Origin of the sequence: Acinetobacter courvalinii (assembly GCF_014635545.1) — a bacterium.
Lineage (GTDB): Bacteria > Pseudomonadota > Gammaproteobacteria > Pseudomonadales > Moraxellaceae > Acinetobacter > Acinetobacter courvalinii.
In genome coordinates this window covers 46,523-60,280 of sequence record NZ_BMDA01000005.1, presented here as the reverse complement: position 1 = coordinate 60,280, position 13,758 = coordinate 46,523, and the positions used below count along the sequence as shown (strand labels likewise).

Genomic DNA, 13,758 nt, shown 5'->3' with positions numbered 1-13,758 from the left:
AAATGAACGTATTAGATAAAATTAATTTGTAAAAAAACTCGATCAGTTCAAAGTTTAACGATGAACCAAGGCAAAAACGACACTTTAGCTAGTGGCATTTTTGCCTAACAAAAGTATAATTTTTAGGATACATATTATAAACATTTATTGTCATAAGGCGGACAGATGTCAGGATTACATACGTCTCCAAAGTTTTCGGGGTTTATTCGACGGTTAGTTGAAGACAGTCATCTGTCTGCAACAACCATGCAAACAGCGATTGATACAGCTAAAAAAGCACGACAAGATATCGTCGCACATTTGATTGAACATCATCGTTTATCACCACTCACCATTGCTGAAACCATTGCAGCCGAATTTGGTGAGCCGTTATTTGATCTGGCCGTATACGATACCGCCCTGTTACCGCGTGATCTGGCCGACAACAAACTGATTCAGAAACACAGAGTCGCGCCCCTGCTGCAGCGGGGTCAGATTTTATACGTTGCGACCAGCAATCCAACCAATATTGAAGCGCTGGATGCCATTCGCTTTAACACCAAGCTCAATATCGAACCGATTATTGTTGAGCACACCAAACTCGAAAAACTGATTGAACAGCAATTTGGCGATTCAGGCAGTTTCGACTTTGGAGAGAGTGAAGATTTTGATTTAGATATCGATGTAAACCAAGATCCAAACCAAGAAGAAGAGGATGCACCACAAGGCGACGAATCCCCAATTGTTAAATATATCAACAAGCTCCTCATTGATGCGATTCGTATGGGTGCATCTGATTTACATTTTGAGCCTTATGAAAAGATGTATCGGGTGCGTTACCGTGTAGATGGAGTACTGCGTCAAATTGCCACGCCGCCCTTACAAATGGCAACCCGTCTCGCCTCCCGTTTAAAGGTCATGTCGCAAATGGACATTTCAGAAAAACGGATGCCTCAAGATGGCCGTATTAAATTAAAGCTATCCAAAACCAAAGCCATCGACTTCCGTGTCAACTCACTACCTACACTGTTTGGCGAGAAGCTGGTGCTACGTATTCTTGATCCATCCAGTGCCATGCTCGGGATTGAAGCGCTGGGTTACGAGGACGAGCAAAAAGCCTTATTTATGGAAGCGCTGGATAAGCCTCAAGGCATGCTACTGATTACCGGCCCAACCGGTTCTGGTAAAACCGTGTCTTTGTATACCGGTTTGAATATCCTCAATACTGAAGACACCAACATTTCTACTGCCGAAGATCCGGTCGAAATCAATCTGGAAGGCATTAATCAGGTCAACGTCAATCCTAAAACCGGACTGACCTTCTCTGCTGCATTGAAAGCATTCTTACGTCAGGATCCAGACATCATCATGGTCGGTGAGATCCGGGATCTGGAAACCGCAGAAATTGCCATTAAAGCCGCACAAACCGGTCATATGGTGATGTCGACACTGCATACCAACAGTGCCCCTGAAACCTTGACCCGTTTGCGCAATATGGGCGTGCCGTCCTTCAACATTGCCACTTCGGTCAATCTGGTGATTGCACAACGTCTGGCACGTCGCTTATGCTCGCAATGTAAGGCACCGATTGATATTCCAAAACAGAGCCTGTTAGAGCTTGGCTTTACTGAACAGGATATGGCCGATCCCGATTTCAGGATTTTTCAACCGGTGGGCTGTGCCGAATGTCGTGAAGGTTATAAAGGCCGTGTCGGCGTCTATGAAGTCATGAAAGTTACGCCAGAAATTTCCAGAATTATTATGGAAGACGGCAATGCCTTACAGATTGCAGCGGCATCCGAACAAGCAGGTTTTAATAATTTACGCCGTTCAGGTTTAAAAAAAGTGATGCAAGGAATTACCTCTTTGCAAGAAATTAACCGCGTAACAAGTGAATAAAATCAATAAAAAGGATTAATAATCATGGCAGCTAAAAAAGCGCAAATGATGCCAACTTTTGCTTATGAAGGGGTTGACCGGAAAGGGGCAAAAATTAAAGGGGAATTACCGGCACGTAATATGGCTTTGGCGAAAGTCACCTTACGTAAACAAGGGGTCACCATTAAGAATATTCGGGAAAAACGCAAGAATATTCTTGAAGGCCTGATGAAGAAAAAAGTGACCACGCTGGATATCACCATTTTCACCCGTCAATTGGCCACCATGATGAAAGCAGGTGTACCACTGGTACAGGGCTTTGAAATCGTGGCCGAAGGCTTGGAAAATCCCTCTATGCGTGAAGTGGTGTTGGGGATCAAAGGCGAGGTTGAAGGCGGTAATACTTTTGCTGGCGCCTTAAAAAAATACCCGCAATATTTTGATAATCTGTTCTGCTCGCTGGTGGAGTCGGGTGAACAATCAGGTGCACTCGAAACCATGTTAGACCGCGTTGCGATCTATAAAGAGAAAAGTGAACTGCTCAAACAGAAAATTAAAAAGGCCATGAAATACCCGGCTACGGTGATTGTGGTGGCTGTGATTGTGACCATTATTCTGATGGTCAAAGTGGTACCCGTATTCCAAGACTTGTTCAGTTCTTTTGGCGCAGATCTTCCGGCATTCACCAAAATGGTGGTGAACATGTCCAAATGGATGCAAGAGTATTGGTTTATCCTGATTATCGTGATTGGTGCCATTATTGCTGCCTTTCTGGAAGCGAAAAAGCGCAGCAAGAAATTCCGCGATCTGCTCGATAAAATGGCTTTGAAAGCGCCTATTTTTGGCGATCTGGTTTATAAAGCCATTATTGCGCGCTATAGCCGTACCTTAGCCACGACGTTTGCTGCAGGTGTCCCACTGATTGATGCATTAGAATCAACGGCGGGAGCAACCAATAACGTGATTTATGAAGAAGCGGTCATGAAAATTCGCGAAGATGTTGCCACAGGTCAGCAACTGCAGTTCGCCATGCGAGTTTCGAACCGCTTCCCTTCAATGGCCATTCAAATGGTCGCGATTGGTGAAGAATCAGGTGCCTTAGACAGCATGCTGGATAAGGTTGCCACCCATTATGAAAATGAAGTCGACAATGCCGTAGATGGTTTAACCTCTATGATGGAACCGCTAATCATGGCTATACTGGGTATTTTAGTCGGTGGCTTGGTTGTTGCCATGTATCTACCGATCTTCCAAATGGGTTCTGTGGTTGGGTAATCTGGGGTTTAAATGCAATCGTTACTTTCTTATTTTATCGAAAACCCGACTGCACTGTATCTTGCAGTTGGGCTTTTGAGTTTATGTATCGGCAGTTTCTTAAATGTTGTCATCTTCCGCACACCCAAGATGATGGAACAAGAGTGGCAGCAGGAATGCCAGATGCTCCTGCATCCTGAACAGCCGATAATTGACCAAAGCAAACTGACACTGAGTCAACCCGCTTCGACTTGTCCCAAGTGTGACGCTCCTATTCGCTGGTACCAGAATATTCCTGTGATTAGCTGGTTAGCGCTGCGGGGTAAATGTGGCAGCTGCCACAATCCGATCAGTATCCGTTATCCGCTGATTGAACTATTGACCATGCTGTGCTCGCTGGTGGTCGTTGCGGTCTATGGCCCAACCCTACAAATGCTCTTCGGTTTAGTGTTGACCTGGGTTTTGATCACTCTGACTTTTATTGATTTTGATACCCAATTGCTACCCGATCGCTTTACCCTTCCCCTCGCTGCCTTAGGTTTAGGAATTAATAGTTATGCCATTTATACCTCGGCCAGTCTGGCGATCTGGGGTTATATCATTGGCTTCCTGTGTCTCTGGATCGTGTACTATATTTACAAATTACTCAAAGATAAAGAAGGCATGGGCCATGGCGACTTTAAACTGTTAGCCGCCTTAGGTGCATGGATGGGACCAATGCTGCTGCCTTTAATCGTGCTACTCTCTTCAATGGTCGGTGCGATTATTGGTATTATTCTGCTGAAAATGCGTGGTGAAAATCAGCCATTTGCATTTGGCCCTTATATTGCAATTGCAGGCTGGATCGCCTTTTTATGGGGTGATCAAATCATGAAAGTTTATTTAGGTGGTTAATATGGGTTTTATCTTGGGGATTACAGGCGGTATTGGTAGTGGGAAATCAGCTGCGACCCAATGGTTTGAATCTCAAGGTATTAGCGTAGTCGATGCCGACGTTGTGGCCAGAGAAGTGGTTGAGCCAGGCCAGCCTGCATTACAGGCAATACAGCAAGCCTTTGGTGACTGGGTCTTATTGGAAGACGGCAATTTAGATCGCAGAGCACTACGTGAGCATATTTTCCAGTTTCCGGAAGCCCGTCAAACGCTGGAAAAAATCACCCACCCCGCCATTCGCCAGTCCATCATCCAGCAATTACAACAGGCTGAAAGTCCTTATGTAATTTTGGTTTCACCCTTACTTTTTGAAACCAATCAGCATCAACTCACACACCATACCTTACTGGTGGATGCTGATGAACAAACCCAGCTACAACGGGCCAGTCAACGTGATGGACAAAGCGAAGAACAGATCCGTAAAATCATTGCGGCACAAATGCCCCGTGCGCAAAAACAACAGCTTGCCAATGATATTGTCGTCAATGATGGTTTATTGGAACATCTGCATCAACAACTGAAACCATTGCACTTGAGTTATTTACAACGTGCAGAACACGCCTTCTAACCTTGTTTCTGCCGGGCTAATTGTGCAGCCAGACTATCTTTACGCAACCAGCGCCATGGCTGCAATGCACCGATTCCCATCCCGATCAGGCCACACACAATCGCAGCATTCAACGGCTCATTGAGTAAAGGCACGGCAATAAGCGCAGCAATGAAGGGGGCCAAGGTGACAATACTGCCTGTTTTAAATGCCCCTAATCGCTCAATGGCTGCCACATAAGTCAGGGTTGCCACAATAACCACCAGCACACCATGAAAAAGCCCCTGAATCAATAAATGTGCAGGCGTTGCTTCATGGAAATGCTTGGGAATAAATAGAAGATAAATAGGGAGATAGATAATTGCAGACCAGATCACCACACCTGCGGTTGCGTGCCAGGCTGAGAGCTTCCACTGTTTCAGCAAAACCGTGAAAATCCCCCACCAGATTGCACTGACAAATAGAAGTAGATCCCCGACACCTAATCCTGAGGCTTGATCATGCAGCATCAAATAGCTCATCAGCAGCAATGCACTCATCATGATGATCAGACTGGCCCAAGTATGCTTATCAAAAGGCTGTCTAAACAAGATATAGGCAGCGACGGCGGTACACAGCGGAATACAGCCATTCAGGAAAATGGCTGCATGGGCAGCGGGTGCATGTAAAAAGGCGCTATACACCGTAAGGCAATATACGAGTCCGCCAATCAGCGCCAAAATCACGGGTCGCGGATTCCATAAAAAAGCGAGATCTTTTTTATAGATCAAAACTGGCAATAAAATCAGGGAAGCAATGGCAAAACGCATGGCCACCAGATCCCAGACACTGACATGCCAATGTGCGTTGAGGCGGGAAAAAATGGTAAATCCGCCCCAGATACACATGGTGATCAGGATAAAGAAATAGCCTTGCGTACGAGCAGTCATCTGGGCTTACATAGAACAATATGAGCTTAAATTATACACCACGTTGACGGCAGGCTTCATATAATGCCATACCTGTTGCCACGCTGACATTTAAACTTTGCAAGTCACCCGCCATCGGGATATACACGGTATGATCACATTGTGACTGGGTAATCGGTCTTAAACCGGTATCTTCAGCACCCATCACAATCACCACAGGACCTTTAAAATCACACTGATGAATCGGTAATGCTTTTTCATCCAGCATGGTCCCAATTACACGGGTATGCGTGCTGTCTTTCAGATGTGCCAAAGTTCTTGCCAGATTGGTCACTTGAATAAACTTAACTTTCTCGGCCCCACCCGCGGCAACCTTACGTGCTGTCGGTGTCAGACTAGCTGAACGGTCACGTGGCACTATCACTGCCTGCACCCCCATCGCTGCCGCGGTACGGATACACGCGCCAAGATTGTGCGGGTCAGTCACCTGATCAAGCGCCAGTAACAACGCATCTGGAGACTGCTGCATGAGTTCATCCAGATCTTTTTCATTCAAGGTCGGATGTGGGCGCACCGCAGCAACCACCCCTTGATGGAAGGGTAAACCTGCCAGTTTTTCCAGACTGTCGCGACTGGCTTTTTGAATACTGATCCCGAAAGGTTCGGCCAGTTGCAAGATCTTTTGCAAACGCTGGTCATCTCGACCTTTTAATGTAAATAAAGTCAAAACGCGTTCAGGCTCTAACTCCAACAATGACTCTACCGAATGAACGCCATAATAATATTCAGGTTTTGCCATGAACGACCTCGTTTAGCACGTTCTCTTTTGTATAAAAAAGAGTGTTAGGAATATTGAAAAATAAGAATCCTGCAAAGTGACTTTACAGGTGAGGAGCGATTATAGCTCCGCAAGATTACCTAATAAAAAAATCCTGCAAAATGACTTTACAGGATTTCTATTGGCTCTAGTGTACTCGATTTAGAAAGGAATAGGTTAGCCTTCTAAATGACAGACATAGTCGAGGACATCGTCTGCTTCAATCAGGAAGGTACTATTGCCAGGGACATAGAATGATTGCCCTGCACGGAATAATTCACTTTCTGTACTATCTGCGATTTTTACACGACATTCGCCAGAAATAATTTCCATACGCTCTGGCACGTGTGTTTCAAAAGTTAAAGGCTGTTCAGTGGGTAAAATTACACCTAAAGTCTTTTTTGTACCATCTTCAAATTGTACGGTGTGACTAATACATGCCCCGCCAAAATACACATTCGATTTCTTAATGACCGTTACATGATCAAACTGCACTGAACTCATGCGTACTCTCCAAATAATGCCGCATTTATATTAGGTTATGCTGGACGTAGTTTAATTGTGCCGTGACAACTAATCAATCCATTTTCTGGGCTAAACATAGCAATTTTCATACCTGAGCGAAGATAAGCAAAGTGAAACTTTGCCTGAGCGCAAGACGAACAGCTGTGCTGTGAGTGAAGGAAGGTAAAGCAACGCTTTGTCTGGGCGCAAGTCGAGCAGCTATGCTGTGAGTGGCGAAGATAAGCAAAGTGAAACTTTGCCTGAGCGCAAGACCTTGCGCCATATATGGCTCATATGCTACGAGTGGCGAGGAACAGCAAACATTAATAATATTTACCTGAGCATAAGTCCTTGCATCATATATAACTCATATACTGTACATAGCGTCGGACAAACAAATTGGATCTGCTCAACGCAAAACCTGAGCTCCCCCGCTATAAATGTTGAAGAAAAAGCCAAGAGGTCAAACACATCACAAAATAACCCTCTATCCGCACAGTAAATCAGGAAATTCCACCATTCAACTCTTGTAGCAACTTTAAAACTTCTCTATCTTTAAGCAAAAGATTCTGTGCATTGGATGCGTTTATGCTCACCCATTTAACTTTAATTAATTTTGCACTCGCCGACCATTTGGCTTTAGATATTGAACAAGGCTTCAATGTATTGACCGGTGAAACTGGCGCGGGCAAATCATTATTGTTAGATGCGCTATCTGCATGTCTGGGTGAACGTACCGATACCAACTATGTCCGCTATGGCGCTGACAAAGCCGATGTGACTGCCGTATTTAGCTATCAGGCGGACAGTGCCGAAGCACAATGGCTCGCCGAACATGAACTGGATGATGATTCAGGTGAAATCCATTTAAGACGTGTGATTTTTGCCACCGGTCGTAGCAAGGCCTGGATCAATGGCCGTCCGAGTAGTTTAGCCGAACTCAAGGAAATCGGCCGTTTACTGGTACAACTCTATAGCCAGCACAGTCAGCAACAGTTATTAGAGCCACCTTATCCGAAACGCTGGCTGGACCGTTATCACAATTTTGCTGAACCCTCGAATGCTGTTCGTGAAGCCTATAGTACCTGGCAAAAGAATATCCGCCAGCATCAAGCAGCGTTGGATGCACAGGCAACACGCATTCAGAAAATACAAAATCTCGAATCCCAGATTGAAGAACTCGAAGACGTGGTTCAAACCGATTATCGGGACATTGAACAGGAGTTTGATCGTCTCAGTCACCATGAACATATCATGCAGGACTGTAGCTATAGCCTGAATGTGTTAGATGAAGCGGAACAGAATATTACCCAGGAAGTAGCCTCGATCATTCGTCGTCTGGAGTCTCATGCGGGTCGTAGTGAACAGCTCGCCAATATCTATAATGCTTTGCTCAATGCCCAAAGTGAAATCGATGATGCTACGGCAAGCCTGCGTCAGTTTATTGATCGTCAAAGCTTTGATCCGGAGCGGATGGAACAACTGAATGCGACGTTGGAGGTATTCCATCGTCTGGCCCGCAAGCATCGCACCCAACCCGAATTACTCAAGCAGGAATATGAAAGCTGGCAACAGGAATTAGAACAGCTACATCAGTTGGAAGATCCAGAAACACTGGCGGAACAGGTTGAAGTCTCCTATCAGGACTTTATGCAAAAAGCCCAGCATTTAGATGAGATTCGTCGTGCAGCAGCGATTCCATTAGCGAAACAGCTCACCGAACAGGTCAAACCATTGGCACTGCCTGAAGCACACTTCGAGTTTAAGTTTGAACCCTTAGAACCTGCCAATGCAGAAGGCTTAAGCTTTATTCAGCTCTTATTTACTGCCAATAAAGGCATTCCGCCACAACCACTGGCGCGCGTAGCATCCGGAGGTGAGTTGTCACGTATTGCCCTGGTCATGCAGGTCATGAATGCAGAAAAAACAGATGCTGAAGTGCTGGTATTTGATGAAATTGATGTCGGGATCAGTGGAGGCACAGCTGAAGTGGTGGGACGCTTACTGGCGGATCTCGCCCAGCACGTCCAATTATTATGTATCACTCATCAGGCTCAGGTTGCAGCACAGTCTGACCAACATCTGCTGGTGAAGAAACAACAAACCGATCCGGCCAGCAGTACCATTATCGAACTGGGCGAAGAGCAACGTATTTTAGAGCTGGCGCGCATGTCGGGCGGCGTTGAAATTAGTGAGACCACTTTGCAACATGCCAGACAGTTACGACAGCTAAAATTTCAGTCGGCCTGAGCCAAGGCATAAAATATGAGAAAATAATTGGCGAAATCCGATTAACTCTTGTATGTTGATAAAAAGAACCTATATAGATAGATCAGCACCATACATTGAGGGAGAACCGCCTAGGTGACGAAACAATATCTAACTCACCGTTGTCTCATCGCCCCACCTGACATGGCCGATGACTTCTTTGCCAATACGGTCATTTACGTGGCTCGCCATGACGAAGATGGCGCTCAAGGTATTATCATCAATCGCCCTTCTGAATTACAGATCAAAGAATTACTCAATGATTTAGAAATTGATGCCGATAATGTGCATCCGCATGCGGTATTGCAGGGCGGTCCATTACGCCCGGAAGCAGGTTTTGTGTTACATACCGGTCAACCGACATGGCATTCGTCGATTGCGGTGGGCGAAAACGTCTGCATTACCACCAGTAAGGATATTCTGGATGCGATCGCGCATAATGAAGGGGTGGGTCGCTATCAGATTGCCCTGGGTTATGCCAGCTGGAGCAAAAACCAGCTTGAAGAAGAAATTACCCGCGGTGACTGGTTGATCTGTGAGTCGGATATGGATCTGATTTTCAATCTGCCTTATGGTGACCGTTGGGATGCCGCCTACAAGAAAATTGGGGTAGACCGCACCTGGTTTGCATCCGAGATTGGTCATGCCTGATATGCAAACAGCTCAATCAATTATGGCCTTTGATTTTGGTACGCAGAAAATGGGGATGGCGATTGGACAATCCACGATTGAAAGTAGCAATCCCCTGCCCTTATTTGCCATGAAAGATGGTATTCCAGACTGGGATAAACTGTTAAAGATCGTCAAGGAATGGCAACCGACCTTATTTTTGGTGGGCTTACCGCTGAATATGGATGACTCTGAATCTGAACTGTCGGCACGTGCACGGAAATTCGCCCGTCGTTTACGTCATCAAACCAATATTCAAACCTGGATGGTAGATGAACGTCTGACCACACGTGAAGCCAGAGAAGAACTCGAATCTTATCAAAGTAAAGGTCAGGCCAAACGTTTATCTGCGGATAGCTTTGCCGCTGCATTATTAATTCAAAGCTGGTATCGCGATCCTGCCGGGATTACCCCTTAGCGAAAACCATCATTTTTATCATTAAGCGGCGTTCCATGCCGCTTTTTGTTGTCTCATTCTTAAATGAATTACACCACTTGGGAACCGTATGGATTATTTTTCAATAATTCTCACAGTCGCAGTACGCCCCGACACAAAGGCCAATGGATTATGCGGCTGCTCATCCAGTACAATTTTTACCGGTACACGCTGCGCCAGACGCACCCAGCTAAAGGTTGGATTCACATTCGCCAATAAATTTGAGCTGCCAGAGCGCTCACGGTCTTCAATCCCTGAGGCGATCCCCTGCACATGACCACGAATCTGTTGACGATCACCCATCAGTTGTACCGTTGCAGCATCACCGACATGAATACGGTTGAGTTTGGTTTCTTCAAAATAACCGACCACATAAAGTTGTTGACGGTCTAACAATGCTGCCACGGCTTGCCCGACTTTAACATAGTTACCGACACGTAAATCAAAGTTCGATAAGGTACCATCCGCAGGTGCAACCACTTCAGAACGATGCAAATTCAACTGAGCCAAATGCAGCGTGCTATTGGCCACCTCAATCAAGGCCTGTTGTTGCTGGATCGCAGCATTGGCTTGTTCGATATTGGCAGTCAGTTGCTCTTTCTCTGCAATCGCTTGATCACGTGTCGCAAAGACTTGATCCTGTTCTTGCTTGGAAATGGCACCATCCATCAAGCTGGCATAACGCGCAGCATTTTTCTCCGCCAGTTTCATATTGGCTTCAGTTTTGACCAGACTGGCTTTTGCTCCTGCCAGATTGGCATGTGCCTGCGCCAAACCGGCTTTGGCTTTGGCTAAATCCGATTTGGCCTGTTCCACATCCAGCGCCTGACGTGCCACATCAATTTTAAATAGCACCTGACCTTTTTTCACGCTCTGGTTGTCCTGTACCAGCACTTCGGTGACCAACCCATTGACATCGGAGGCCACCTGAATCACATCACCACGAATACGGCCATCCCGTGTCCACGGTGCAGCATTGTAGTAATTCCATAAATGCACCACCGTATATACTGCGATCAGGACCGCCACAAGTAATACAATTGGACGTATGACTTTTCTCACATCAAATGCATTCATGTTCATTACCTTTACCATTTATCTTTAAATCATTAAATTTCATAGATGCGTTATTCAAAACACTTAAGCCCAGAACCATACAAATAACCCGTGCACCAGCAGCAAGAGTCCCAAGTAAAAGCACAAATTAAAAATACTCGGCAGTGCAATCCAGCCTTTACTGATCAACCGATCAAGCCATGGACCTGCAAGCTTAAACAATACATAGGCAATAATGGCCTGTACCAAAAGAATCGGAATATAAATGCCATAAAGATTAAGTTCACCCATGAGATACACCTAAGCCATACATGTCTGAATAGCGCTGTTCTGTGGAAATATGACCAATGCTTTCGCAGATATTATTCAGCGAAATCAGTAGTCGTTGACGTAATTGAGCATCTTCAATCTGTGGAGCGATATGCTGCAAACGCGCGATTTGCTGTACGATCTCTGCTGGAAAATGATGAATCGACAGTTGCTTCTCTTGTGCCTGAAAATACGCGGTCAGTTGTTGCTGTAACATATTCAATTCTTGTTGCAGTTCTGCCAGTTGCGGCAATTTCTGGCTAATTTCCTGTAAACGTACCAGATCCACAATCGAGCTACTTTCCACCAAAGCATTTTGAATCGCTGTTTTAATTTCTGGATTTTGTACCATCTTGGTATTCAATACACCGACACGATCCAGCATGCTACGTAAATGAATCTTGAAGTCACTGCCATAAGACAGATGTAATGCCTGTCGCATGGCCTGATAATGCAAAGCCAGAATCCGTGTCGCACTGGTATCCGGAGAAACCGCACGTACCAGATCAATCACAATCAGCGACACCATCACCCCTAGGACCATAGCAAAGGAACTGTCCAGATAAGACACGGCATCCATGGTGTATTGATTATGCAAGTTCAAACCCATCATGGTGTTAATGCCCAGTACCATACCGATTGGCATCAGCATCTGGTTTGCCATCATGGTCACGGCGACCAGAAACACCGGGAACAATACCAGCGCCAACTGCCAGAAGTGAGTGACGTGCGGGAAGATACCAAAGGCATATAGAAACACCAGACCTGCCGAAACGATACTGCCCCAGATAAAGATGCGTAACACTGGCACCGGATTATCCAGAGCGGTCAGGATACAGGCCGTGATGGCACCCATTTGCGCCATCATGAAGCCGGCTTTCCAGCCTGATAAAATCCAGGCACCGGTAACAATAAACGTGATCAGCACGGCACTAATGCCACCGCGAATCGCAATACCATGATCGCGGTGCAAACTCGGATATTTGGTAGTGATCGAGGTAATTTCAGCGGGTATGTCTTTTTTGCCCTGCTGGATCTGTTGCCAGATCAGTTTTACCGCCAGCATATTGGCAATAAAATGACGCACATCCATTTTCAAGGCTGCCAGTACAATTTGCTGTTCAGGCGTTGCAATCGACATCAACTCAGCAAAGTCCTGTTCAAAACTATCAGGCAATGTTTGTAAATCTGCTGGTGTTAAACCCCGTTCCTGTTTTAAAAAGGTCAAGGTATCCTGACGAAGCCGATCTAAATGTGGGGTCAGACTGGTCAATTGCATTTGCCCGAGCTGTTTCACCCGTTGCGACAAAGCCACCAGATTCGCTACCACCAAAGACACCTGATGCAGCATTTCCTGCAAGGGTTTGGTCATGCCATTGAGCTCACCTTTTTCATAAGCCAGATGCACGGCCAAGGCATGAATATCGGAAGCATCGCGGGTAATGACCGATAAAACCTGGGTATAGTTTTCTGGTTCTTTCTGCGCGGTAATCAAACGCTCAAAGGTATTTTCCAGATCATTCAGGGTTTTATTGACACGCTGCTTGATCATGGCCCCGACATGGACCGGAAAAAAGGTGGCTGAGACCACGGCGGTGGCCACCACCCCAATAGAAATTTCCAGCACCCGAGCCATGGCAATATCAAAAATATTATAGGTATCGATATACGTAATCGCGTTATATACAATCATTGCCGTGGAATACCCCGCCAGCATGAACACATAACTGCGTGGCGTGCGGTCAAGTAATGACACATACAAGGCAAAACCGACCCATAAAGACAGGATAATGGTGAATAGCCACGGCGTATTAATAAAATGCGGTGTCAGCAATAAGGCAATGATTGCCCCCGCAACGGTTCCCACTAAACGGTACACACATTTGGAAGACACCATCCCTGAATAAGGATTGGCAATAATCAGCACGGTACCAATCGACCACATCGGATTGATCAGGTCCAGTTCAAACGAAATAAACAATGCCAGCATACCTGCTACAAATGTTTTGCACGCAAAGATGATGTCGAGTCGACTCGGTCTAAAAGCCAACAACTGTTTAAATAGCATGAACATGTCTCAATTCAGGGTCAGTTTGATCCTCATCACATCAATAAATAGGTGACGACTTGTCCAGACTGATCTGAAGAATTCAAATCAGGGCAATTGATAGGAATAAAACTGGGTATTGGGAGTGATATA

General features: G+C 45.7%; 13 protein-coding genes. 7 read left to right on the top strand and 6 right to left on the bottom strand.

The window, feature by feature from the left end:
- Positions 1-165: 165 nt before the first annotated feature.
- Genes pilB through coaE form a run of 4 tightly spaced genes read left to right on the top strand, consistent with a single transcriptional unit; the run spans position 166 to position 4,612 of the window.
- Positions 166-1,878 (top strand): type IV-A pilus assembly ATPase PilB, encoded by a 1,713-nt coding sequence (gene pilB / locus IEV39_RS15345; protein WP_005280880.1) that lies wholly within the window; start codon positions 166-168, stop codon positions 1,876-1,878.
- A 24-nt stretch (positions 1,879-1,902) separates the two neighbouring features.
- Entirely contained in the window at positions 1,903-3,132 is a 1,230-nt protein-coding gene (locus tag IEV39_RS15340; RefSeq protein WP_005280883.1) for a type II secretion system F family protein, read from the top strand.
- 12 nt (positions 3,133-3,144) lie between these two features.
- Positions 3,145-4,005: a prepilin peptidase gene (locus IEV39_RS18620; protein WP_005280885.1), complete on the top strand. Its 861-nt coding sequence runs from the start codon at positions 3,145-3,147 to the stop codon at positions 4,003-4,005.
- 1 nt (position 4,006) lies between these two features.
- Positions 4,007-4,612, top strand: coding sequence for a dephospho-CoA kinase (gene coaE / locus IEV39_RS15330; protein WP_005280888.1), 606 nt, complete (start codon positions 4,007-4,009; stop codon positions 4,610-4,612).
- Here the strand turns inward: coaE and IEV39_RS15325 are convergent.
- The 3 genes from IEV39_RS15325 to ppnP all read right to left on the bottom strand — a co-directional run bounded on the left by IEV39_RS15325 (position 4,609) and on the right by ppnP (position 6,820).
- Complete coding sequence (locus tag IEV39_RS15325) at positions 4,609-5,520, bottom strand: DMT family transporter (RefSeq protein WP_005280891.1); 912 nt, start codon at positions 5,518-5,520, stop codon at positions 4,609-4,611. The genes coaE and IEV39_RS15325 overlap by 4 nt on opposite strands.
- Before the next feature lie 31 nt (positions 5,521-5,551).
- Entirely contained in the window at positions 5,552-6,298 is a 747-nt protein-coding gene (gene rlmB / locus IEV39_RS15320; protein ID WP_005280893.1) for a 23S rRNA (guanosine(2251)-2'-O)-methyltransferase RlmB, read from the bottom strand.
- Between the two features lie 195 nt (positions 6,299-6,493).
- Entirely contained in the window at positions 6,494-6,820 is a 327-nt protein-coding gene (gene ppnP / locus IEV39_RS15315) for a pyrimidine/purine nucleoside phosphorylase (protein ID WP_004774082.1), read from the bottom strand.
- Between the two features lie 588 nt (positions 6,821-7,408).
- Between ppnP and recN the strand changes: the two genes are divergently transcribed.
- The 3 genes from recN to ruvX all read left to right on the top strand — a co-directional run bounded on the left by recN (position 7,409) and on the right by ruvX (position 10,175).
- Entirely contained in the window at positions 7,409-9,070 is a 1,662-nt protein-coding gene (recN, locus tag IEV39_RS15310; RefSeq protein WP_005280896.1) for a DNA repair protein RecN, read from the top strand.
- A gap of 114 nt (positions 9,071-9,184) precedes the next feature.
- The gene (locus IEV39_RS15305; RefSeq protein WP_004774079.1) at positions 9,185-9,739 is read left to right on the top strand and encodes a YqgE/AlgH family protein; all 555 of its coding nucleotides are present in this window, start codon (positions 9,185-9,187) and stop codon (positions 9,737-9,739) included.
- The gene (ruvX, locus tag IEV39_RS15300) at positions 9,732-10,175 is read left to right on the top strand and encodes a Holliday junction resolvase RuvX (RefSeq protein WP_005226437.1); all 444 of its coding nucleotides are present in this window, start codon (positions 9,732-9,734) and stop codon (positions 10,173-10,175) included. The genes IEV39_RS15305 and ruvX overlap by 8 nt, the downstream gene beginning before the upstream one ends.
- A gap of 93 nt (positions 10,176-10,268) precedes the next feature.
- On the opposite strand, the gene IEV39_RS15295 is transcribed toward ruvX, so the two are convergent.
- The 3 genes from IEV39_RS15295 to IEV39_RS15285 all read right to left on the bottom strand — a co-directional run bounded on the left by IEV39_RS15295 (position 10,269) and on the right by IEV39_RS15285 (position 13,626).
- Positions 10,269-11,270 (bottom strand): HlyD family secretion protein, encoded by a 1,002-nt coding sequence (locus IEV39_RS15295; protein ID WP_005280899.1) that lies wholly within the window; start codon positions 11,268-11,270, stop codon positions 10,269-10,271.
- Between the two features lie 63 nt (positions 11,271-11,333).
- The gene (locus tag IEV39_RS15290; RefSeq protein ID WP_005226435.1) at positions 11,334-11,540 is read right to left on the bottom strand and encodes a DUF1656 domain-containing protein; all 207 of its coding nucleotides are present in this window, start codon (positions 11,538-11,540) and stop codon (positions 11,334-11,336) included.
- The gene (locus IEV39_RS15285; RefSeq protein ID WP_005280903.1) at positions 11,533-13,626 is read right to left on the bottom strand and encodes an FUSC family protein; all 2,094 of its coding nucleotides are present in this window, start codon (positions 13,624-13,626) and stop codon (positions 11,533-11,535) included. The genes IEV39_RS15290 and IEV39_RS15285 overlap by 8 nt, the downstream gene beginning before the upstream one ends.
- Between the last annotated feature and the right edge of the window lie 132 nt (positions 13,627-13,758).